At 43.7% G+C, this 25,726-nt stretch carries 13 protein-coding genes; 9 read left to right on the top strand and 4 right to left on the bottom strand.

Features of this window, described 5'->3' with window-relative positions:
* Window positions 1–8: 8 nt before the first annotated feature.
* From EAH55_RS19690 to EAH55_RS19650, 9 genes are all read left to right on the top strand, one after another.
* Window positions 9–953: a bestrophin family protein gene (locus tag EAH55_RS19690; protein ID WP_208644892.1), complete on the top strand. Its 945-nt coding sequence runs from the start codon at window positions 9–11 to the stop codon at window positions 951–953.
* A gap of 79 nt (window positions 954–1,032) precedes the next feature.
* Complete coding sequence (gene idi, locus EAH55_RS19685; protein ID WP_244228259.1) at window positions 1,033–1,575, top strand: isopentenyl-diphosphate Delta-isomerase; 543 nt, start codon at window positions 1,033–1,035, stop codon at window positions 1,573–1,575.
* A gap of 271 nt (window positions 1,576–1,846) precedes the next feature.
* Complete coding sequence (locus EAH55_RS19680) at window positions 1,847–6,037, top strand: hybrid sensor histidine kinase/response regulator transcription factor (RefSeq protein WP_121811159.1); 4,191 nt, start codon at window positions 1,847–1,849, stop codon at window positions 6,035–6,037.
* 481 nt (window positions 6,038–6,518) lie between these two features.
* The gene (locus tag EAH55_RS19675) at window positions 6,519–9,701 is read left to right on the top strand and encodes a SusC/RagA family TonB-linked outer membrane protein (RefSeq protein ID WP_208644891.1); all 3,183 of its coding nucleotides are present in this window, start codon (window positions 6,519–6,521) and stop codon (window positions 9,699–9,701) included.
* Window positions 9,702–9,711: 10 nt separating this feature from the next.
* The gene (locus EAH55_RS19670) at window positions 9,712–11,412 is read left to right on the top strand and encodes a RagB/SusD family nutrient uptake outer membrane protein (RefSeq protein ID WP_121811158.1); all 1,701 of its coding nucleotides are present in this window, start codon (window positions 9,712–9,714) and stop codon (window positions 11,410–11,412) included.
* Window positions 11,413–11,485: 73 nt separating this feature from the next.
* Window positions 11,486–12,988 (top strand): RICIN domain-containing protein, encoded by a 1,503-nt coding sequence (locus EAH55_RS19665; protein ID WP_121811157.1) that lies wholly within the window; start codon window positions 11,486–11,488, stop codon window positions 12,986–12,988.
* 54 nt (window positions 12,989–13,042) lie between these two features.
* A complete protein-coding gene (locus EAH55_RS19660) occupies window positions 13,043–14,578 on the top strand; it encodes a glycoside hydrolase (RefSeq protein ID WP_121811156.1) in 1,536 nt (511 codons plus the stop codon).
* Window positions 14,579–14,598: 20 nt separating this feature from the next.
* The gene (locus EAH55_RS19655) at window positions 14,599–17,031 is read left to right on the top strand and encodes a sugar-binding domain-containing protein (protein ID WP_121811155.1); all 2,433 of its coding nucleotides are present in this window, start codon (window positions 14,599–14,601) and stop codon (window positions 17,029–17,031) included.
* A gap of 48 nt (window positions 17,032–17,079) precedes the next feature.
* Window positions 17,080–18,918 carry a glycoside hydrolase family 35 protein gene (locus tag EAH55_RS19650; RefSeq protein ID WP_121811154.1) on the top strand — a complete coding sequence of 613 codons (1,839 nt, stop codon included), beginning with the start codon at window positions 17,080–17,082 and terminating at the stop codon, window positions 18,916–18,918.
* A gap of 144 nt (window positions 18,919–19,062) precedes the next feature.
* On the opposite strand, the gene EAH55_RS19645 is transcribed toward EAH55_RS19650, so the two are convergent.
* The 4 genes from EAH55_RS19645 to EAH55_RS19630 form a co-directional block, all read right to left on the bottom strand.
* On the bottom strand, window positions 19,063–20,553 hold the full coding sequence (locus tag EAH55_RS19645; RefSeq protein ID WP_121811153.1) for a glycoside hydrolase family 30 protein: 1,491 nt from the start codon (window positions 20,551–20,553) through the stop codon (window positions 19,063–19,065).
* A gap of 125 nt (window positions 20,554–20,678) precedes the next feature.
* Window positions 20,679–21,518 carry a hypothetical protein gene (locus EAH55_RS19640; protein ID WP_121811152.1) on the bottom strand — a complete coding sequence of 280 codons (840 nt, stop codon included), beginning with the start codon at window positions 21,516–21,518 and terminating at the stop codon, window positions 20,679–20,681.
* Window positions 21,519–21,590: 72 nt separating this feature from the next.
* Window positions 21,591–22,496: a hypothetical protein gene (locus EAH55_RS19635; protein WP_162996969.1), complete on the bottom strand. Its 906-nt coding sequence runs from the start codon at window positions 22,494–22,496 to the stop codon at window positions 21,591–21,593.
* Window positions 22,497–22,713: 217 nt separating this feature from the next.
* The gene (locus tag EAH55_RS19630; protein WP_121811150.1) at window positions 22,714–25,659 is read right to left on the bottom strand and encodes a response regulator; all 2,946 of its coding nucleotides are present in this window, start codon (window positions 25,657–25,659) and stop codon (window positions 22,714–22,716) included.
* Window positions 25,660–25,726: the final 67 nt, after the last annotated feature.

Raw genomic sequence — 25,726 nt, 5'->3', positions numbered from 1 at the left:
GTTTTTTTATGGAAAATAAAGCTGAAATTTGCAGCATGATTATCAGGAAGAAAGAGCATTGGTTCAGGATGCTGTTTATCTGGCATGGTTCTGTACTGCCCCGATTGTTGCCCCGCCTGGGTTTATTGTTAGTATTATCGGTAATTATAGTATACCTGCACGGTTCCCTGTTTTCGTTCAAGGTACCTTTAAACCCCGCACCGTTTACCTTATTCGGTTTGGCGCTTGCCCTGTTTTTAGGATTCCGGAACAGTGCCAGCTATGAACGTTTCTGGGAGGGGCGAAAATTATGGGGAGCCTTATTAAATGATACCCGTTCGCTTGCAAGGCAGGCTTTTTCTACCACAGGCTATCAAACAGCCGACCAGGAACCGCAGGCCTTTGTTAAACTGCTCATTGCTTTAACATACAGCCTTAAGCATCAGTTACGAGGCACCGATGCCAAAGCTGATCTTGAACAAATGTTACCTGCCGAATTGGCTTTGCAAATAGGCCAAACTAAATATAAACCCATCATGCTATTGAGCGAAATGGGTAGCTGGGTGCGTACAGTTAAAGCAGAAGGGAAAATCGACTCCATTATCCAGGTTTCATTTGAAGAAAGTTTTAATAAGCTTTCAGATATTGTTGGCGGTTGCGAACGGATAGCTTCAACACCTATCCCGTACAGTTACAGGGTATTGCTGCACCGTACGGTTTATCTTTACTGTTTTATGCTGCCCTTTGGTTTGGTTGATAGCCTGGGCTGGCTTACGCCGCTGATTGTGGTGTTTATAGCCTATACCTTTGTAGCCTTTGAGGCAATTGCCGATGAAATTGAAGAACCTTTCGGAACGGAGGCTAACGACCTTGCCTTAAATGCCATGTGCCGGATGATAGAAACCACATTGCTTGAAATAGCCGGACAACCATTGCCAGATGTTAAGGAAGCCGAACAAAGAATCATCGACTAAAGCCATCTAACAAAAATAAAATAACAAAAAGCCGGAGATGAACGTTTCTCGTAAATAAGGCAACATCAAATAATAGCGAGTGAAAATAGAAGAAACTGTGATTTTGGTTGATCGCGATGATCAGGAAACAGGTACTATGGGAAAAATGGAGGCGCATATTCAGGGCAAGCTGCACCGTGCGTTTTCTGTTTTTATATTCAATAAAAAAGGCGAGCTGTTATTACAAAAGCGTGCCGATGATAAATATCACTCAGGCGGCAAATGGACAAATACCTGCTGCAGTCACCCAAAGCCCGGTGAAACCAACATTGATGCGGCACACAGAAGGTTACAGGAAGAGATGGGAATGACAAGTGAGCTCAGCTTTGTTTTCTCTTTTATATACTGCACTACCATTCAGGATGATATCATTGAAAACGAATATGATCATGTTTTCTTCGGTGTTACAGATGAATTGCCGGTACCTAATCCCGATGAGGTATCTTCATTTAAATACATAACCATGCCCCAACTGGCAGCTGAACTCCAAAATAACCCCGACGATTATACCCGTTGGCTGGCAATCTGTTTTGATGAGGTTATGACACATTATAAGCACTTAGCGGTATCCGAGGAGAAATAATCCAACTCCTAACCACCATACACACATTTTGAAGATACGCGCCGTAGGCGCTACCTATTTGTAGAAAAAGCATAGTAGCAGTCTTTTGCGCGGTAGGTGCTACCTGGAGCAGCAGGCTTTAATCAACACGCCAATTTTCTTATAATCAGGATGAATTGATCTTTTTTTGTAACGGGTATTTTACATGTTGATAATATTATTGTACTTTCAACAATTAATTAAGTAGCTTTAAAATACCAATTATTGTGTAATTACAGCCTGCAACGCGTTCATGAAAAAGGGATCCTTATTGTGTATTGTTCTTTTTTTGATCATTTCATTGGCTCATGCCCAGTCGCCCATCAAAAACAAGATCCTCAACTATTCTTTAAAAAATGGTCTTTCTTTTGGCATTGTAAACAGCATTACCCAGGATGATAAGGGCTTTATGTGGTTTGCCACCAACGATGGGCTTAATCGTTTTGATGGTACTACCTTTAAGGTTTTTAAATCGCGTGCAGGCGATTCAACCGCCCTGGCCAGTAATTATGTGCAAAAAGTTTTGTGTGATGTGCATGGTAATATCTGGGCGTCATCACGCAACGGCTTGAGCAAACTGGATACCCGTACCGAAAAGTTTGTGCACTATAAATTGAAGCTTAGCAGAGCGGTAAAGAGTGATATCGGTAATATCACCCAAAGTCATGACGGTAACCTGTGGATCACGTCGTATAACCTGGGCTTTTCTTATTTTGATATCAAAACCGCCAGCTTCATTAACTACACCCAGATCAATTTACCCCGCTTAGCAAGTAACCGTGTAATTTGCTTGTTTGAAGATTCTAAAGGTTTGTTATGGGTGGGAACGCAGGAAGGTAATATTAACATATTCAGGCATAAAGGCGGCCTGATTAGCAAAGCCGATGGTTTAACACCTCAAATTGCTAATCTGCCCACTACCCGGATCAATGATATTTTTGAAGACCATTTTCATAACATCTGGATAGCTACCGGCAGCGGACTTATTTATTATAATCGCCAGACTAACAAGTTTACCTTGCTGCAAGCCAATCAGCCTGGTATTAAAAGTAAAAGATATATCTCAGTTAATGAAGATAATGATAACCAACTGCTTGTTGGCCTGCAGGATGGGGGACTTTTTAAACTCAATATAGGTTCAAATCCAAACTTTAACACTGCCAATTACTTTTTGCAGCCCGTAACCGGCGATGATGGTTTTTATCTTACCCAACGCTCGGTACAAACGCTTTTTATTGATAAGGATAAGAACGTTTGGGTAGGTACCTACGGCGATGGTATCTACATGATCAGTAGCATTAAAGAAAAGTTTTCGCTGATCACCAAAAAGAAATATGAAACAAGTGGCGAAAGCCCGATCAGGTTTTATGGGATGTGCCAGGACCGCGATGGCTTTTTATGGCTCGGAACTGATGGTGAAGGCCTTTTTAAAACCAGCAGGAACGGCACACTTATCAAGCAATACAAAGCCGATGGCCGGGCAGGGAGCATTACAGACAATGCCATTTTATACGGTTATACTGATAAGGACGGAAATGTTTGGTTTGGTACCTATGCTAAGGGCTTACTGCTTTATAACAAAAACACCGATTCGTTTACCTCATACGCCCATAATGCAAGCGACAGTAAAAGCCTTGGAGGCAACGATGTAAGAGTAATTTACCAGGATAGCCGTAAAAATATCTGGATTGGCACCAATGGCGGTGGTTTAAGCTTGTTTGATCCGGTTAGCAAAACCTTCAGCAATTTTACTCCTGCAAACAGTGGGCTCACAGCCTATGATGTGCGGGCAATTACCGAAGATGAACAAGGCAACCTGTGGATAGGTACTTACGGGGGTGGGCTGGATTTTTATGACATCCGGCAAAAAAAGTTCAGCAGGTATTTTACACCAATTGATGAAAGGAATAACCTGCCGGGACAGGTGATATTTTCGCTTTACGTAGATAAATATCGCCGCCTGTGGATAGCTACCGAAGGTGATGGGCTGATAGCTTACGATCTGAAAAAGCGTGTATTCAAGAAGTTTAATGAAACAAACGGCCTTGCCAATAATACGGTTTCTGCGTTTAAAGAAGTGGCTGATGGTACCTTGTGGATGAGCACCAACAAAGGCTTGTCAAATTTAAACCCGGCAACCGGGAAAATCCTAAATTACGACCAGTCCGATGGTTTACAGGCCGGCCAGTTTAACGCCGGTTCTGTTTTGTTTGATGCCGATAACAGCCTCGTATATTTCGGCGGAACGGAAGGGCTAAACTTCTTTGATCCCGGCAAGGTGAACAAAAGCAATTATCAGCCTAAGGTTATTATAACCGGATTGCAGATATTTGGCAAGCAGGTTGAAGTTGGTGAGCAGGATAAAAACCGCACCGTGTTAACCCAGGCCATTAACGAAACCCAGCAGATCACCCTGGGGCCTGATCAATCGGTATTTTCCATTCAATATGCTTCATTGAATTATACTTACCCGGACAAGGGCGGTTTTGCCTATAAACTGGACGGTTTGGATAAAACCTGGAACTACGTTGGCGATCAGCGTTTGGCTACCTACCGTTATCTTGAGCCCGGCGTTTATACGTTTAGGGTAAAGGCATCTAACCAGGACGGTTTATGGTTTGATAATTATGCTACTTTGCAGGTTAAAATTCTGCCGCCATGGTACAAAACATGGTGGGCTTATTTAATTTACATAGCCGCCGCAGGCCTTGTTACCTATTACTACATCTTATACAAAAGCCGCCAAACCAGGCTTAAATACGAAGTTAAAGTGGCCCAGCTTTCGGCCGAGAAGGATAAGGAACTTAACGAGCGTAAGCTTTCGTTTTTTACCAATATATCGCATGAGTTCCGTACGCCTTTAACGCTTATCATTAATCCGGTAAAGGATATGCTTTTTGGCAAAAGCGAAGCTACTGATGATGCAGGTAACCTGCACATCATTTATAAAAACGCACGTCGCTTACTGAGCCTGGTTGATCAATTGTTGTTGTTCAGAAAGGCCGAAAGTGATACCGATAAGCTTAAAATTGTGCGGCTTAACATCGTATCGCTGTGCCATGAAGTGTTTTTATGTTTTAACCACCAGGCGCGCACCAAACATATCCAGTTTGACTTTATAAGCGAAAAGGATACGATAGAGATCTACGCCGATCGGGAAAAGATGGAGATAGCATTGTTTAACCTGATCTCGAACGCCTTGAAATTTACGCCTGATTTTGGCCTGGTAACATGTACCATAAATGATACTGGCAATGGTGTTACTATCGATATTAAAGATAGCGGCTGTGGTATTGCCGAAGGGACAGGCGATGAGCTGTTCGGTAAGTTTTACCAGCTTCAAAACTCGGCGCCTTTGGCCGGTGGTTTTGGTATTGGGCTTTACCTGGTTAAGGCGTTCATAGAGCATCATAAAGGCTCCATTACTTATACCAGCAAACAAGACCAGGGCACAACATTCCACGTGTCCTTATTAAAAGGGAAGGAACACTTTGGTCAGCAGTTTATTTTTGAGGACGTTGCCGAAACTTCGGTATTCCTGGATGAGCTGATGGAAAATAAAGGCGAACTGGTTACGGTTGAGGCTGAAAACACAGCAGTAGCAGCAAAAAACTCTGAGGCTTTAAGCTCCGATACTAAAACTATGCTGCTTATTGATGATAACCAGCAGATCCGAACTTATCTTAAACAGATCTTTAGCGGCGAATTTGAAATTTTTGAGGCCGACAACGGCACCGATGGTCTGGAATTGGTTTACCACCTGGTGCCTGATATTGTGATAAGCGATGTAATGATGCAGGGATTAAGCGGTATTGAGGTGTGCAGCCGCATTAAGGAAGATGCTGTTTTGAACCACATCCCGGTGATATTGCTTACCGCCAGTTCATCGCCCGAAATAAAGCTTAAAGGTATTGAGGGCGGTGCCGATGATTATATCAGCAAGCCGTTTGAAAAGGAGATCCTTGTTGCACGGGTTAATGGTATCCTGAAAAGCCGGAACAACCTGCAGAAGTATTTTTATAATGAGATAACGCTTAATAAGTCCAACGACCTGAAGATCTCCCAGGAATACAAAGAGTTTCTGGAAAAATGCCTGCAGATAGTTGAGCAGCATTTAACCGATCCTGATTTCAGCATCAAAACCCTGGCTGCCGAAATAGGTATGAGCCATTCCAATTTATACAAACGGATCAAATCAATCTCCGGACAATCTGCAAACAGTTTTATCCGTTTCATCCGTTTACGTAAGGCTGCGGAGATTTTGCTTACCACCGATAGTACGGTTTATGAAACGGCATATAAGGTTGGCCTAAATGATTTGAAATACTTCAGGGAGCAGTTTAATAAATTGTTTGGCATCAACCCATCCGACTATATCAAGAAATATCGCAAACCCTTTCATAATAACTATAACGTGAACCGTGATGTGATCAGAGAAAACTGATCAAGCGTTATATAATTGTTTTACTCTCCCAGTCTGCACTTCGTTGCATGACCAATGTTCGGCTTTGCCATGATCATGCAAAAAGGTTAATAAGCTTTTTCTTAAAAATGCTTTCTTTCCGCTAAGTGGAGGGATGGGTGGCAAATAAAGCGAAGGCGGGGGGTAAATATGGTGTTATATTTTTGTCCCCCTTGTTGTATTGATTTACCCCCTGTTCAAAAAGCCTCAAAATCACTCGTTTTTGAGGCTTTTTGATGAAATACCCCCTCTCATAATCAGAATTTACCCCTCACTCTTTTTGGCTTTAAAACGCAATTTAGCCCTACCAATAACCAAGGTTTAAACCAAACTTTTGTACTGTGCATGAAAGTCACCATGGAAAAAGAGGCGGTAATTAATCAGTACCTAATCTGCATTCCGGTTTTGTGCGCTTCGCTTAGCAAGGTTTTTACCGATTAAAAAACCAATTTTTTAAAACCATATGAAACCAAATTTACTCGAAAAGGATTCTCCTCATTGGAAAAGATCACCCCGCTTTTTCGTCGTTGCGGCCAGCATGGCTGTGGCTTGTTTCGCTACGGTGCAAATGCCTGTAATGGCTTTTGCGGGTACCGTTAAGGAGCAACGCTTACCCGATGCCAGGATTACCGGTAAAGTTACCGACGAAAAAGGCGAAACACTACCAGGTGTGAGCGTGGCGCTTAAAGGTACATCAACCGGCGTAGTTACCGACATTAACGGTAAGTTTAGCCTTAACGTTCCCAATGCTTCATCGGGCACACTGGTGTTTAGTTACATCGGTTACACGTCTCAAGAAGTAGCTCTTAACGGACAAACCACCATCAATGTACAATTAACTGCCGATTCAAAATCACTGAATGAGGTAGTAGTTGTAGGTTACGGCACCCAGAAAAAAGCAACCTTAACAGGCTCCATTTCGCAGGTAAAAGGTGCCGAACTTGTAAAAAGCCCTCAGCCCAATTTATCAAATTCTATCGCCGGTCGTTTTTCGGGCGTTATTGTTAACAACCGTAGCGGCGAACCTGGTTATGACGGTTCAAACATTACCGTACGTGGTTTGGCTACAACGGGCAGCAATAACGTGCTTATCGTAGTTGATGGTATCCCCGGCCAGATAGGCGGTTTAGAAAGGCTTGACCCTAACGATATCGAAAGCATGTCGGTATTGAAGGATGCTTCGGCTGCTATTTACGGTAACCGTGCTGCAAACGGTGTTATCCTCATCACCACCAAACGTGGTAAAACAGGTAAGCCAACTATCAATTACAGCTTTAACCAGGGCTTTGCTTCACCAACCCGCCTGCCAAAAATGGCTGATGCAGCAACTTATGCCCAGATCATGAATGAGATCAATCTTGATTCAAATCCGAACGGCGGCCCTAATCAGGCTTACACTGCCGATCAGATCCAGAAATTTAAAGATGGATCGGATCCGTTGAACTACCCAAATACTGATTGGGAAAAGCAAACGCTTAAAGGCACTGCGCTGCAAAATCAGCATAGCTTATCAGTAAACGGCGGTTCTGAAGATGTAAAATACTTCGTGTCATTAGGTACGTTGTACCAGGACGGTATTTACAAAAGCGGTGTTACTAAATATCATCAATACAATTTCCGCTCAAACATTGATGCAAATGTTACCAAACGCTTAAAAGTAGGTTTATCATTATCTGGCCGTCAGGAAGACAGGCAGTTCCCGGTAACAGGTGCCGGCGATCTTTTCCGTTCTGTGTACAGGGCTAAACCTATTGTTGCTGCATATTACCCTAACGGCTTACCAACAACAGGTATCGAAAACAATAACCCTGCTGTACAGGTAACCGATATTGGCGGTATCAACAATAACCCAACACAGGTTTTCAATGGTATTTTAAGAGGCAGTTACGCTATTCCGGGTATAGAAGGCCTTTCATTAGATGGGTTCTTTTCAGTTGATAAATCTAATGCCTTTGATAAAAACTTCAGCAAGCCATATAACCTTTACAGTTACAACTCAACTACAAAAGTATATACTCCTGTGGTTGTTGGTGGTAATAATAGCAAGCCAACATTGTTCGAATCGCAAAACAATCAATCGCTTATCACCTCAAACATAAAGTTGAATTATGTGAGAAAATTTGGTTTGCACGATATCAATGCCTTTGTTGGTTATGAGCAAAGTAAAAATCACCTTGAGTATTTTGATGCTACTCGTTACAATTATCTTTCATCACAGCTGCCCGAACTTTCGCAGGGTGGCAGCGCGGCTACTGATTACCTTAACTCGGGTTACAGCTCAAACTATAACCGTCGCAGCGTGATTAGCCGTTTAGCTTATGCTTATGACGAAAAATATTTATTTGAAGGTCAGTTACGTGCAGATGGTAGCTCGATATTTCCATCTGGAAAACAATGGGGCTACTTCCCGTCAGCTTCAGTAGGCTGGAGAATTTCGAAAGAAGACTTTTTCAAAAACAGCGTTACCTTTATCGATGATTTGAAACTGAGGGCCTCTTACGGTTCCCTGGGTAATGATAACGTGAATGGTTTCCAATATTTTGATAACTACGTGTTGGTTAACAATGGCTTTGTAGCCAGTGCACCGGGCAGCGGCTCAAATACAATTCAGCCAAACGTAAACCTGGTGAAACTTGCCAACCCTAACATCACTTGGGAAGTTGCAAAAAAACTGGATATCGGTATCAATGCTACCTTTTTACATAATTTCACAATTGAGGCTATCTATTTCCAGCAAAAAAGGTCGGATATCCTTGCTGCCAGAAACGCGTCATTGCCAGGTACATCAGGTATCGTAAACCCTTACGGTTCCGATCCATTGGTGCCATCTGAAAACATTGGTAAAGTAAATAGCAATGGTTTTGAAGCTACATTGGGTTATAACCATACTGGCCATGAATTTAGCTGGGGTGTGAGTGGTAACATTACTTATGCAAAAAGCAAGATCATCTTTATCGATGAAGCCAGCGGTACTTTAAGTTATCAGCGCCAAACCGGCTTGCCATTAGGTACGTCACTGCTTTATGATGCTATTGGCATCTTCCGCACCCAGGCCGAGCTTGATGCTTATCCTCACGTAACCGGAGCTAAAGTAGGCGACCTGAAATATCTTGATTACAACAAAGACGGGCAAATAACTGCCGACGACCAAACCCGTACCAAATACGGTAACATACCGCAGATCACTTACGGCTTTAGCGTTAATGCTGCATATAAAGGATTTGACCTATCAGTTCTGTTTGCAGGCCAGGCCCAGGTTAGCCAATATGTATTACCCGAAGCAGGTAGCGTAGGTAACTTCTACAGCAGCTGGGCCGATAATAGGTTTAGCGCTTCAAACACTAACGGCACCTATCCACGCGTAACCGACCGTGCATCAAACGCTATCAGCGGTGGTTTATATAATAATACTTTCTGGCTTAATGATGCCTCTTTCCTGAGGTTAAAGAATGTGCAGTTAGGCTACAATTTCAATGCACCTTTCCTGTCGAAACTTAAAATAGGAGGCTTAAGGGTTTATGCAAGTGCGTTCAACCTGTTCACCATTACCAAAGTGAAGGATTATGATCCTGAAGGAACCAGTGGCAGCGGACAATTTTATCCGCAGCAGAGAATTTTGAACTTAGGTGTTAACGTGAAATTTTAATCAGACGACAATGAAATTACAATATAAAACCCCGCTATATTTAATGATATGCGGCATGATGGGCTTTACGGCATGTAAAAAGAGCCTTTTAGATGTGCAGCCTACAGATAGGATTGCTACATCGGCGATTGAATCGGATACAGCAGTGTTTGAGGCTTATGTAACCAACCGTTACATTGGTGCCAAACTTCAGGATAAGGAGGGCGACGGTTCAAACCCTGGTTTTGGCCGCGGCTTTGAATACAGCATGTGGAGCTCTTTAACCGACGAATCGATCTATAATAATGACGATGCTACCTGGCTTATCCAAAGAGGGCAACTGGCACCAGAAAACTTAGGTGGCGCAGGTGTACTTTGGGCGCGCAGTTACCGCAGTATCAGGGAATGTAACTACGCTTTGAGCATCTTGCCCAAATTAACAATGAGTGCCGGACATAAAACACTTATTGAAGGTGAGTTGAAATTTATCAGGGCCTTCCGTTATCAGGACTTGATCCGTAATTACGGCGGTGTTGTTTTAGTGGGCGATAAAGTAACACAGCTTACCGATAATTTGCAGGATCCTTCGTTGTTTAAGCGCGCTTCAATCAAAGAGAGTATCGATTACGCTACTGCTCAGCTTGATGACGCCGCTTCAAAACTACCGTTAAATAATGATGGTAGCTGGCTTTTGGGCCGTGCCACAAAAGGTGCAGCACTGGCTTTAAAATCAAGATTAAAATTATATGCTGCAAGCCCGTTGTATGCTGCAGGTACCTGGGCCGATGCTGTTACCGCTGCACAGGCTGTTATCAGTTTGAATAAATATGGTATTTACACAGGCGGTTACGGTAATCTGTTTTTAACCAATGAAACCAACGAGACCATTTTTGAACGTTTATATACTAAAAATGCTAACCATACCCACCTGGAAATAGCCAACGGGCCAAACGGTTATGGTGGTTGGGCCGGTAATACACCGTTGCAAAATTTGGTTGACGATTATGAAATGGACAACGGTAAAGCTATTACCGACCCAACATCTGGTTATGACGCAACGCACCCTTATGATCACCGTGACCCAAGGTTTGCTGCTACTGTGTTATACAATGGCTCTCTTTACCGTGGGCAAACTGTTGATTCTTATATCCCGGGCGGTAAGGATAGCAAAGATGGACCTGATAACTGGAATACTACCAAAACAGGTTACTATCTAAAAAAATACATGAACGACGCGTATCCGTTGCAAAACCCTTGGGGTAACGCAGGTTTCCAGCCCTGGATCTATTTCCGTTATGCGGAAATCCTGCTGAACTTTGCTGAGGCAGCTAACGAAGCTTACGGGCCAGATGTGATTCCTTCGGGTTCAACATTATCTGCGCGTACTGCTATTAATTTAGTGAGGGCTCGCCCAAGTGTTAATATGCCGGCTTTGGCTGTAGGGCTTTCACAATCGCAAATGCGTGATGCTGTACGTTATGAGCGTCGTGTTGAGCTTGCTTTTGAGGAGCATCGTTTTTATGACGTACGTCGCTGGAAAATTGCCGATGTTACCGAAAATAAACCGGCAGGTGGCGTAATTATTACCAAAGATGCAAGCGGCAACTTTGTTTACACATCAAAAGTGGCTTTAGATGGTCGCTCGTTTGCAACCAAGCATTACTGGTTACCTATACCAAGATCTGAGATCCAGGCATCAGGTGGTCAGTTACAACAAAACGCCGGTTACTAACAACCAATATTCCGGGGGAAGATCTTCTTTCTTCCCCCTTTTTTCTCCCCAATTATAACTTATATAGCAAATTATGAAGAACGCAGGTGTTTTATTATTAGCGATGTGTTGTTTGGTGGCCGGGTGTAAAAAGGATATCGTAGCTGTAAAGCAATCATCAACTCCGGATGAAATAAAAACAGGAGATAAGATCGTCACAACAGATTCAACCCCGGCGAGCGCGCTCAAAGGCGTTAACTGGGCAGCCGACGGCGACAATTTTAGCGATGGGATACTGGTATTAAGCGGCTTAACATCTGCAGATAGCTATGCCACAGTATCGGCTAAAGCAGATGCCGTTTTATCGGGCATACAAACCAATACAGGGGCCAATACGGTGAGGCTGCCTGTAAATTATTCAACCGTTTCGCAAACCTGGTGGAACTCATATACAGGTGTTATTGATAAAGCCCTGAGCAAAGGGATGAATGTGATACTGGGTTACTGGGAAGCCAAATCATCTGAGGACGGTAAGATAGATAACACCACCGAGTTTTGGTCAATGTGGCAAACCATAGTTACCAAATACGGCAGCAATTCACACGTGTACTTTGAAATTTTTAACGAACCCCACGGTTATTCATTAACCGATTGGACAACCATTTGCGCCCAATGGTTAAGTAACTATCCATCAGTTCCGCAAGGCAGGATCCTGATCAGCGGTACCTCTTATTCGCAGGATATTACAGGTGTGGGGGCCGATAGCCGTTTCTCGGGCTGTCTTTTATCTATACATGATTACACCTTTTTCAGCAATGGCACACTTACAACGGCGCTGCAATGGGAAAACCGCTTGAAAGGCAATATCGGCGCTTACAGCAGTCGTGCGGTGCTTACCGAGTTTGGTATCCCGATGACGGGAGGTAAAAACTATACCGGAGCTATTGGCGGCGACCAGGAAATAGCCTACCTGCAAGGTTTAACCAACCAGGCACGTGCTTACGGAATGGGTGCAGTTTACTGGCCGGGCGTACGTACCGGCGATAGCTATGCCATTCAGCAGTTGAACGGAACAGGCACCAGCCTTACCGTTTCAACAACAAACCCGTCGGGCTTAAGCCGCATTAAATATGCCTGGGGCGTAGGGGCAGGCGGTACCGATACATTTTACACGGGTGCCTATTACAGGTTCCTGAATGTGAACAGCGGCCAGGCGCTTGATGTTAATGGTGCTTCAACAACCAATGGTGCCGGCATAATTCAATGGCCTCAAAACGGCGGTAACAACCAGCAATGGGTTATTGCAAATAACGGCGGCGGTTACTATAAGATAACTAACCGTAACAGTACACAAGCGCTTGATGTTAACATGAGCTCAACAGCCAACGGCGCGGGCATTATTCAATGGCCGTGGAATGGTGGCAACAACCAGCAATGGCAGCTTACCGCTACCAGCGATGGCATTTATAAAGTAATTAACCGTAACAGCAGCCTTGCGCTTGATGTTAACGGGGCTTCAACCACAAATGGTGCAGGCATCATTCAGTGGCCATATAGTGGCGCTACTAACCAGCAATGGCAAATAGTGCAACAATAATATTGCAATAAAACAGCACGGTTTAGTGCTGTTTTATTTGTTGATTTAAATGAGATGATAATAAAAACTACCATAAAAAAAGTATTACTGGCAGCTTCTGTTTTAGGGCTTAATATCCCTTTGGCAAGCAGCCAGACAAAAGAGGTTACCATTGATATCAACCTTTCAAAAACGTATCAAACCATTAGCAATTTTGGCGCTTCTGATGCCTGGTCATGCCAGTTTGTGGGCAACTGGCCGGATGATAAGCGCAACAAAATAGCCGACTTGCTTTTTAGCAGGGAGAACAATACAGATGGTTCGCCAAAAGGGATTGGTTTATCGCTGTGGCGGTTTAATATTGGTGCAGGCAGTACCCAGCAGGGAGATGACAGCGGTATCAAAGACGAGTGGCGTCGGGCCGAATCATTTTTAAATAACGATGGCAGTTACAACTGGCAAAACCAGGCCGCGCAGGTTTGGTTTCTGAAAGCCGCCAAACAACGCGGGGTTAAACAGTTTTTAGGTTTTAATAATAGTCCGCCGGTACAATTTACCATCAACGGTAAATCATACGCCAATGGCGGTAAAGTAAATATAGCTCCTGATAAATATGATGCCTATGCAACTTTCCTGGCTAAAGTAATTAAAGGTGTTGAGCAGGTAAGCAAAGTAAAATTTGATTATATAAGCCCGATAAACGAGCCGCAGTGGGATTGGAGTGATGGGGGACAAGAAGGTGCACCTTATAACAACACCGAGATTGCAGGTGTGATAAAAGCTATCGATAAAGAATTCATTAAGAATAAAATAGGTTCAAAGATTTTGGTTGGTGAAGCTGGAAGCATCAACTATTTATTTACCAAAGGTGATAAGTCGGGGAAGGGCAGCCAGATTTCGGATTTTTTTAAACCGGGATCTGTTAATTATATAGGCGACCTGCCATCGGTAGCCAAAACTATTTCGGCACATAGCTATTTTTCTACATCGCCAATGGCATCATCGGTAAAAGCCCGTACTGCGCTTGCAGATAGTGTGGCGGCTGTTAACGGACTTAATTTCTGGCAATCGGAATATTGTATTTTGGGCGATAATGCCGGCGAAATTGATGGCAACAAGCGTGATCTGGGTATTAACGCGGCCTTATATTTAGCATCGGTGATCCATACTGATCTTGCAGTGGCCAATGCATCGGCCTGGCAATGGTGGACGTCTATTTCTGCCTATGATTATAAGGATGGCCTCATCTACATTGATAAAAATAAAACCGACGGTAATTTCTATACCAGCAAAATGCTTTGGGTTATGGGCAACTACAGCAGGTTTGTTAATCCCGGCGCTGTACGGGTTGATGCCACGGTTTCGGCATCCGCAGAGGACAAATCATTATTGGTATCGGCATTTAAAAATGGGAAAAATGTAACTGTGGTTGTGATCAATCCCGGTACTACTGATGTAACTACTGTGCTTAACGCTAATAATGCTCAAGTTCAGTTTACAACATCGTATTTAACATCACAAACAGATGAGCTTAAACCTGGTAAAATAACCGGTGGTAAAAATGTGATACCAGCCCGTTCCATCGTCACGCTTACAGGTGTCATCAAGTAGCTTCTTATTCCTATCATAATATGAAAAATAAAAACTATCTGCTTCTTCTTTTAATCGGCATGTTATTGTTCCCCAGTCTGGTAAGGGCGCAGGGTAACGGCAAACCGGCTTTGTTTAACTCGGCCTGGGGATTCCATAAAGGCGATATCAGCACCGGTATCAGCGGCATCGCTGCCGAAACGGAATGGAAAACCTTAGACCTGCCGCATGACTGGAGCATTGAAGGGCCTTTCAGCGATGAATGGGCAAGCGCTACCGGCTATTTGCCTGGTGGGATTGGCTGGTATAAGAAAACCTTCAACGGTAATGCCGCCTGGAAAGGAAAGCAGGTATATGTTTATTTTGATGGGGTATATAAAAATAGCGAGGTATGGATCAATGGGCATTCGTTAGGTAAGCGTCCGAATGGTTTTATCTCGTTTCAGTATGAGCTGAGCAAGTATCTAAATTTAACTGGAAAGAATACGATAGCTGTAAGGGTAGACCACAGCGAATTTGCCGATTCAAGGTGGTACACAGGCTCGGGTATCTATCGTAATGTATACCTCCTCGTTAAAGATCCGGTACACATTGCCCCATGGGATGTAGCATTTACTACCCCTGATGTTTCGGTCGACAAAGCTACCGTGAAAGTTAAGGTGAGCGTAACCAACAGCAATGCTACAAATGCCGCTGTGCTGGTAAAGGTAAACCTGTTCGACGGAAAAGGAAAATCGGCTGCTGCCCTGCAGAAACAGATAAAAGTAAAACCCGGTGTTCATGATGTTGAGTTTGAGCAGCAGCTTTCATCGCCCCAATTATGGGATACCGAAAAAGCTAACCTTTATAAACTTCAGGTATCACTTAACCGCAATGGCAAATCATTTGATGAAGTAACGCAAGCTGTAGGGATCCGCAGTATCCGTTTTGACAAGGATAAGGGGTTCTTTTTAAATGATAAAAGCACCAAGCTTAAAGGCGTTTGTATCCATGACGACGCCGGGGCCTTAGGTGTAGCCGTTCCCGAAGAAGTTTGGGTACGCAGATTGAAAATATTGAAAGATGCCGGGGTAAACTCGCTCCGGTTAAGCCATAACCCCCATGCCGATTATCTGTACGATTTATGCGATAAGATGGGCTTTTTGGTAATGGACGAAGCCTTTGATGAATGGGAAGTTGGTAAAAATAAATGGGTTGCAGGCTGGAATTTAGGTACTCCATCAAAAAATGGCTACCACGAATATTTTAAGGAATGGGCAGATCGTGACGTTGCGGATATGGTGCTGCGCTCACGTAACCACCCTTCAATCATTATGTGGAGCATTGGTAATGAGATTGATTATCCTAATGATCCTTATACTCATGAGGTGTTGAATACTGGCCGTAATCCGCAGATCTATGGAAAAGGTTATCTGCCCGATCATCCTTCGGCAAGCGGCTTAACACCAATAGCTAAGCAGCTGGTTAAAGCTGTAAAAGCTGTTGACACTACACGCCCCGTAACAGCCGCGTTGGCCGGTGTGGTAATGTCAAATGAGGTAGGGTATCCCGAAGCGCTTGACGTGGTTGGTTATAATTACCAGGAATACCGTTATCCGGAAGATCATAAAAAATACCCTGATCGTATTATTTACGGCAGCGAAAACGGCATGGCTCAACAAGCCTGGAACGCTGTTGACAGTAATGAATATATCTCGGCCCAATACCTATGGACTGGTATCGACTACCTGGGCGAGGCCGGTAAGTGGCCGCAGCGTAGTAATGGTGCTGGTTTGGTTGATTTGGCGGGCTTTAAAAAGCCGGAGTATTTCTTCAGGCAAAGTTTATGGTCGGCCAAGCCAATGGTTTACGTAGGCGCGCGTGCAATAACCAGTACCGAGGATAAAGGCATCTGGAGCCATCGTACTGCCGAACCGGTTTGGAACTGGCAGCCGGGCAATAAAATAAAAGTTGATTGCTTCACCAATTGCCAGGAAGTCGAGTTGTTCCTGAATGGTAAATCGCTTGGGAAACAATCCCGTGGCGCTGCAAAGGGACAGGTACCATCATGGCAGGTTGATTATGAACCCGGCGAATTGGTTGTGAAAGGTTACAACAACGGTATTGAAGTATCAACCAACAACATCAAAACAGCCGGTGACGCCTGGCAGCTTAAAACTGTAGCCGACAATACCTCATTTAAGGCTAACACAAAAGGCTTGAGCCAAATTGAGGTTTACATTACCGATAAGGATGGAAACGCTGTATTTAATGCCACCGATGAGATAACCATATCCGTAACCGGGCCGGCGAAGTTGCTGGGATTAGAGAGCGGCAGCGCCAGCAGTCATGAAAATTATCAGTCTAACCAACGTAAAGCATTACACGGTCGCTTGTTGGCCTATGTGCAAACTACCGGTAAGCCGGGTAAGGTGCAGGTACAAGTAAGGGCGGGTAGCCTTAAGTTATCAACAGTAATATTAACCGTAAAGTAATCACACAAAATCATCGATAAAAACTAAAGTTCCTGCATTTTTCAATTTATGAAGATTATAAAATTATTATTCCTCTTTGTTATTCTGTTTGCATCCTCAAGGTTGCAGGCGCAAACTACTAAACACACTTTTGCCCTTGGCGATACTACATTTTTGTTGGATAGTAAGCCTTTGCAGATCATCTCGGGCGAAATGCATTATACCCGTGTTCCGCGCGAGGCCTGGCGTCAGCGGATGAAAATGGCTAAGGCTATGGGGTTAAATACCATTGGCACCTATGTATTCTGGAATGTTCACGAACCACAAAAAGGGCACTATGATTTTACGGGCAACCATGATATAGCCGAGTTTGTGAAGATAGCCAAGGAAGAAGGCCTTTGGGTAATATTACGTCCCAGCCCTTATGTATGTGCCGAATGGGAGTTTGGCGGCTATCCTTACTGGCTCGAGAAAGAGCAAGGCTTGGTAGTACGCAGCAAGGAACCTAAATACCTGGAGGCTTACAAAAAATATCTTACAGAGGTTGGCAAGCAACTCTCTCCGTTATTGGTGAACCATGGCGGCAATATTTTGATGGTGCAGATAGAGAACGAGTACGGCTCATACGGTAGCGATAAAGATTATCTGGCCCTTAACCGCAAAATGTTCATTGATGCCGGCTTTGATTGCCAGCTTTATACCTGTGACCCTGAGCCCGCTATTAAAGATGGCCATTTACCGGGCTTGCTACCCGCCATCAACGGTGTTGATGATGTTGCAAAAGTTAAAAGGCTGATTGGTGAAAATTATAATGGCAAAGGCCCTTACTTTATCGCCGAATGGTACCCGGCCTGGTTTGACTGGTGGGGAACCGCACACCATACCATCCCGGCTGATAAATACGTTCCGAAACTTGATTCGGTATTGGCAGCCGGTATTTCTATCAACATGTATATGTTTCATGGCGGTACTACACGTGCTTTCATGAACGGTGCAAACTATAACGATCAGAACCCGTATGAGCCGCAGATCAGCAGCTATGACTACGATGCGCCGCTTGATGAGGCGGGTAATGCTACTGATAAATTTATGAAATTCAGGGCGGTGATCAGTAAACACCTGCCCGCAGGAGTAACCCTGCCCGAAGTTCCGGCGGCTAAACCGGCCATGAGCCTTCCTGCAATTAACTTTACTAAATCAACCAGTTTGTTTGATGTATTACCAGCTGCAAAGATCAACAGTACTCCGCTTACTTTCGAAGACCTGAACCAGGCTTATGGTTTTGTATTGTACCGCACAACCCTTAACGGCGGCAAATCGGGCCTGCTTAAATTGAAAGACCTGCGCGATTATGGTATCGTTTATGTAAATGGCAAACGTGTAGGTATTGTTGACAGGCGCAAATATCAGGATAGCCTGATGGTTACCCTGCCTAAAGGAAAAGTAACGCTGGATATTTTAGTTGAAAACCTTGGTCGTATCAATTTTGGCCCTTATCTGCTTAAAAACAAAAAAGGTATTACAGAGAAAGTACTTTTTGCAGGAACAGAAGTTAAAAACTGGAAAATGTATTCGCTGCCGTTTGATGACATCAATAAAGTGAATACAAGTCCGGCCGTCAAAAAGGTTACGGCCAATAGCGCACCTCAGTTGAAAAAAGCTGTTTTCAAGGTCGATAAATTGGCGGATACTTACCTTGATATGAGCAAATGGGGCAAAGGGATTGTTTGGATCAACGGTCATAACTTGGGCCGCTACTGGTATTACGGTCCGCAGCAAACCGTGTATGTGCCTGTTGAATGGTTAAAGAAAGGCGATAACGAAATTACTGTACTTGAACTGATCAAACCATCACAAAATACGTTAAATGCTATTGATCATCCTATTTTGGATGTTTTAGCAAAATAGGTTTGTGCGTAATTGTTAAGCCAATAAAAAAGGATGTCGCTTCAAAAAAACGGCATCCTTTTTTATTTTGATTGAAGACTGAAGCTGAAAGCTTCAGTTATGCCGGGTTACAGGTTACGCTGTCGCTAAACCTGCGACAGATGTTTAATTTATAACAAGTGTATTAAACGAATCAGCTTCTAAAACCGGGCTGATGGTTTTATTCCCTACTTTGATAGTAACTTGTTTTTCGGTCTCTGTTTCATTCTGCACAACTAATATAACACTGTTATCCGGGTTTTTAAAAGCAAGCATATTGTTGAATGCGCCACTTGTATTTAACATGACCGCGCCGGGTTTTACGTAATGGCTCAGGTGTTTAAACAGGTAGTACTCGTGATTAAATTTATAAGTGCGGGCTGTTGTATCAACGCTAACCAATGAATTTTGGTGCCATCCCCAGTGACTGATACCACCTTCGTTCAGCGAAATATTCCAGTACATATAGGCGTTTGCACCACTGTTAAAATAATGCTTCATGAGGTCCCAGGTGTAGCGACAGTATTTCCAGTCGTTTTGTCCGTCACCACATTCCTGTTCGCTTTGATATAGGGTAAGGTTAGGGTAGCGATTGTGAATGCCTGCTATGGCACCTTTGCCCGCCCACTGAAAGCCCATACCCGTTACAAATTTGCTGCTTTCCGGACTGGTCAATACAGTATCTGCCAGTTTTTCATTAGGGCGCTCATCGGTGCCGAAAAATACTTTTACGCCCCTTTGTTGCATTTGCGGACCAAGATAACTTACAAACTTAGCCAGGCCGTGAGCAGTCCAGGTGCAGCTTGGGAAGATCTGGGCCGAGTTAAATTCGTTTTGAGGCATTACCATACCAATGCTGATTCCCTGCTTTTTATAAGCATCAATAAACTTGCCGAAGTAATTGGCATAGGTGGTGAAATATTTATCATCCTGCACAAACATATCGGTACCTTCCTTACCCACCTGGTTGGGTTCAAGTCCGTTGGTTACGTTGCTAAAATCCATACCGGTAAGTTTGTGGCCGCTGGCTTCATATTTTTTGATCACCTCTTTTGATGGTACCATGGCTGCGGCATAATGTTTATTGCGTTTAAGCCATTGCGGCGGGCTCCATGGTGATGCCCATAAAGCAAGCTTGGGATTGTACTTTTGCGCTTCCTTTATAAACGGGATTAGTGTTTTAAGGTCACGATCAATACTAAAGTTTTTCAGGTCGAAATCGCCATCGGTTTCGTCATATGAATACCAATCGAGCGAAAAGTCGTTGGCGCCAACAGGCATGCGGCAAATGGTAAAGTTTGCGCCAAAACCGGGGGCAAACAATTCCTTCATGATCGTTTGCCTGTCTTTTTTACTCAACAGTTGCAACGATGTGTAGCCAAGCTCGTTAAAGCAGCCTCCAAAGCCCTCAACCTTTTGCAGTGCTTTATCTGTGAATACTTCAGCATCCGCGATTTTACCGTTTTGTGCGGCGGGTATTTGATGCTTTACGTTCCAGTTTGATGTGCTTGTGGTTGAAACCCATTCGCCGTTTTGGGCGAGTACAGAAGATGTTGTAGCCAAAAGAACACCGGGTAACAGCAGAACTTGGCACAATGAGTTTAGTTTATTGCCCATATATTAAGTTTAAATTGTAATTGGTTGAAAGAAAATAACCTGCATGAGATTACCGGTTGTTTTCGATCTAAAAATAAACAATATATGACATTTTAGCAATCGATTGCGTAAATAAAATATGTAGGCTAATTTTTTATCTTTTTCAATAAATTTACTCCAATAAGGTAAGGCATTATGAAAGAGATGGCAGGTATAGCAACAAGATACCCGGCGGTGCCGAATGGCTCGGGCCAGGTGGGTGGTAACACAACCAACACCATGCCGGCTAAACCGAAGAAAACATAATACCGGCACGCTACCGGATTAAAAAGCCCGGTAACTTTAAGCGAAACAGCAAAAAATACTGTGCCGAGGTACAGCAATAACACTTCTGCTATACTGATAACGTAAAATAAACTTTTTGTAGGCCCGTATAAATCGGGGCGTTTTGAAACATTTAATTGCACGAAAACCCGGAAGGCATCGGTCAGGTAATAGCCCCAAAATGCCATGTTGATGATAAAGAGCGGCACGGCAAGGTTTATAGCAGCCGCGGCCATTACCGAATACAGGTTTTCACCTGCGGCTTGTAGTTTTACTTTTAATAGGGCGTAGCCAAGTACCAATAAAATACCACCTGCAATAAGAATAGTAAATCGTATCTGCTGCTCGGCAGCAGTATTAACCCAACCTTGCAATGTAGGCGGCGGCGGCCCCATACCCGCAAAAATGGAAAATAGCAGCCATGGTATAAACAATAACAAAGCCGCTGCGGCCTGTTGTTTTATGCCCCGGTTACTACTTTTAAATTGGTGGCCGCCAAGGTTCCAGGCTGCTGTTATCATTAAACAGGCGTTAAAAATCCAAACCGGCAAATAAATTTTATAGCTCACGTGGCCTACCCCAAAACCGATGGCAACAACAATTAAAGGTACGAGGTACAGGTAAACCAGCCCGAGTTTCTGTTTAAAAGAGAGTGGATTCATGACTATTGAAATTGTTATAAGGTCATATCGCATATCAGCGTGTTGACTGGTGGGGGAGTTGTCGTGTTCCTGTTATTTATAAGTATAGTTGTAAGTGCGGGTATAATGTGTTGTGGTGGCTTCAAAATAAGTCATACTTACAACAATTTGTGTAGGGTAGCCCTTATCATTGTATTGATAAGTGAAATCATCCTGTTCATCAATTACAAAAGCATTTTTAGTTTCATCATAGCGTTCGCCTACAATTTGTATCGGATTTTTTTTGCAGAATGCTTGTGCATAATCAATAAAATAGGATTGCGGATAGGAGATTGTACCATAGCCCTTTACTGATGAAAATGGTGATGATTTATCGTCGAGTGATTTAACAGTAAACCTGTAATACTCCGCGCCGGCACGCGGCCCTGTGAGCGATACAAATGTCATACCCGACAGGTTGCCATCCTTATCATATGAATAGTTATAATTCCTTCCTCCTCCATCTGATGTAAGCGCTTTCATGATATGGCCACCGGCGAGCTCAAATTGCCACAAACCTGATGCATTACTGCGCGTAGTACCGAAATGCAGATCTTTGTAAAAAAAATCTATTGATACTTGTGTAGGTAAACCAGTATAAATATCTACAGCGCCAGGAGTTTTGTCTATGGCTACAAGTCCGTAAGAATAGGTAAAGGCTGATATACTGTTAGGGTAATCAAAAACAGTTGAGCTAACCTGGTGGGCGTTAATATCCCATACTACGAGACTATCTTTTCCGTACCTGGTAAGGTGATTGTCTTTATCGTAAGTATACGTGTAAACCCGTGGATAGGCCGATTGGCTGCCATCGTAAAAAGACATCCTGGCCGGGTACATAGCATTCACAATATTGGGATCGACGGTGGGCGTTTTTATGTCGTGAGGCTTGCGGCAATTACTGAAAATTAGTACGGCACATGCCGCGAGGAAATAAATTCCTGGTTTGATTTGTTTCATATAGGCTATCGGTTTGTTATTTATTTACGATTTTACCGATCATATTTAAAATGACCGGATAACTGTGCACCAAGGGGAAATGCAATCGCAAATAAACGCCTGACAGCCGGTAATCACTTTTGAGTTTGTTGCAAATGCTTTCGAGTTTGTTGCATTTTTTAAACTACACGTCAAACTGCTGGAATAAAAGCTATATAATTTCAATTAATAGTTGAAGTTATATAGCTGATACTGTTTTGGGTGCAAAGCCAAAATGACGGGAAAAGCTTGCCGAGAAACTTGCGGGGCTACCGAAACCAACCATATAAGCAACTTCGGCTATAGTAGCAACGCGTCGCTGGAGCAGGTCATGGGCATATTGCAGCCTTACAATACGAATCAACTCGCCGGGCGACTGATTGATGAGGTCTTTTAATTTACGATGCAGTTGGGTGCGGCTTAATCCCATATCCCGGGCAAGCTGATCTGCACTGTAGCCTTCTTCGTTTAAATGGCTTTCGACAGCGCTGCGGACACGGGTTATAAAATCCCGTTCTATCGATGGCATAGAAAGCGCATTGCTGAACCAGAGGTCCTGTTTGCTGTAGTGTTCCCGTAATTGGTTTCGTACACTGATCAGGTTTTCCATCAGGGCAAACAGTTCCCGTTTTTCAAAGGGCTTGGCCAGATACGCGTCCGCACCTGTTTCAATCCCCTGAATCCTGCTGTCTATATCGGCCTTTGCCGTAAGGATGATGATAGGAATATGGCTGGTTTTTACATCCTTTTTGAGGGTTGAGCTAACTTCATAACCATCTACATGCGGCATCATCAAGTCGGTAATAATGAGGTTGGGGATATGCTCCATGGCAAAAGCTATCCCTTCCTTACCATCCGTGGCGGTTAATATCCGGTAATTATCTTTTAAGGATTGCTGGATGAAATCCCGGAGTTCCTGGTGATCTTCTATTAGTAATACCAGTGGTTTATCCTCGCCGATATTTGTTATCGGTTCATGAACGGTAACAGAGGGGCTAACTCCGGCAGGCAGGATCTCCAATATAGGTTCTGATACTGCATTTGCGGATTGATATGGCATGGTGATAAGCACTTCAGTAAATAACCCTGCCTCGCTTTCTATCCGGATTTGCCCGCCCATCAACTCCACCAGTTCTTTTGTCACAGCCAGGCCTATACCTGTTCCTTCGGCAGAGCGGGTATCAGAAGGATCGGCCTGGTAAAAGCGGTCAAAAACATAAGGTAGTTTTCCTGACGGTATGCCTTGCCCTGTATCCTTTATAGTGAATGAGAAGCTCGCTCCCGGTAGTTCATCGTCCTGTTGCAAAACAATATCTACCTTACCCTTATCTGTAAACTTTAATGCATTTGATATTAAGTTGATAACAATGGCATCAAGCTTGTCCCGGTCGCCAAGTATCCAAAGCTTGTCCCAGTATGATGTAAAGTGTAGGGAGATCTCCTTTTGTTTTATTAGCGACTCGTACGAAAGAATATGCATCCTGATGAGTGCTACCAGGTCAAGAGGAGCGAGGTTCACTTCCATCGATCCATTTTCAAGCCTGCTCAGATCCAGCAATTGGTTAATGAGTTGCAACAGGCGCGATGCGTTGTTAAGGATAAGGCGGCTATATCGTTGAACATGCTCATCGTCAGTTTCGGTTATTAGCTCTTTTGCCGGATTAATGATGAGTGTTAATGGTGTTTTAAACTCGTGGGTGATATTGGTGAAAAAGCGCGATTTTACCAGGTCCATCTCGCGTAGTTTATCGGCTTGCTCCCTGAGCTCGGTAGTGCGCTGCCTCACAAGTTCTTCGAGGCGTTTAGCTTCGCCTGCTATTAATTCCCTTTTTTCGGTTTCCTGGGCAAGTGCCAGGGCCGATAGCGTTTCTACCTCAAATAGTTTTGCGGTGAGGTTTTCGTTAGTCCGGGCAAAGTTGAGTGCCAGGTAAAGCGATAAACAAAGGGGTAACATCAATTCGCCAACAGCCATTACCAATAAACGCATGGAGTTAAGCTGGTATGGCCACAGGTGAAACACATCGTCCCAGGTAAAATAATACAGTAATATAACTACTACTACCCCCGCGCTTATTAACCATGCGCCCTTTTGCTTTTTTTTGATGAGATGAAATACCGACCAAAAACCATCCATCATACAGATAAGAAAAACCAGGGCGAAGTAATCTACCCAGTATTCAATATGATTTAAAAACTTATAGATATAGGCTATGAAATATAGCGCGCATACGGTAGTTAAGGCTATTCTTCGCCAAAGAGGAGGCTTGCGGTAATCAAGTATATAAAGCAACATTACTGCTGCCCACATCATGATAACTTTACCTTCATCAATTAACGATTGTGAAAAATATTGTACTACAGGTGTGTTTGTACGGTAAAACAAGTATATCCCAATGCCGTTAATGCCAACGAGCAGTACAAAAAGCGCGTAATACAAATTAAGTTTTTGCCTGGGGTAAAAGAGGAATAGCAAGAGGTGTAAAAGCCCTAAAATGAGTTGTGCCGCGGCGCACATCAACATATAATTAAAACGCTGATTGGCGGTTTGTATCTTAGGCGCAAGCTGGTTGTAGTCGCCTATCCAGGTTTGAAAGCCGTAAAAATTAGCGTAAACCTCAAAGAAATTAGAATAATGGATAGTGATCAGGTGCGGGCGGGTGTCGGGGAGCCAAATCGGGATCAGTTCCCGTCTGGCGCTCATGGCTACCATTTCCCGGGCCGAATTGCCAACCTTACCGTAACCACCAATAGGTTTACCATCCAAAAAGATCTCCGAAGCACCATCATGATTGATACGGAGCGATAGTTTTTTATTGACCAGATCGGTATCAACCCTGATCCATGAGCCGAACCAGCCAACACCCCGCCAGCCGCGCGGCGCATTTTCTTTTCCAAATGCTGTGTAATGCAGGGTATCCCAGCCCGTTGTACTGGCTTCACTTTGTTGAGCCCTGGTTAAATCGCCTGCATGAAAATACCAAAGCGAATCGTTAAAGTATATTTCGTTTTGTATCCCAAAATTGCGGGAGCGTATCACGGAGGTATCCTGGGCGTAGGTACTTTTGACAGCGCACGAAAGCGCTATGCACCATAAAAGCGCATACCAACGGATGGATATATTAAAAAAGATATTTCCGCGATACATGAATTAACAACTCAATCTGTGATAGTCAAAAGTAATGTTTTGACTTATGGTTACCAATCATGAACAC

The organism is Mucilaginibacter kameinonensis, assembly GCF_003675385.1.
Classification (GTDB): Bacteria; Bacteroidota; Bacteroidia; order Sphingobacteriales; family Sphingobacteriaceae; genus Mucilaginibacter; species Mucilaginibacter kameinonensis.
This window is presented reverse-complemented; position numbering and strand designations above follow the sequence as displayed.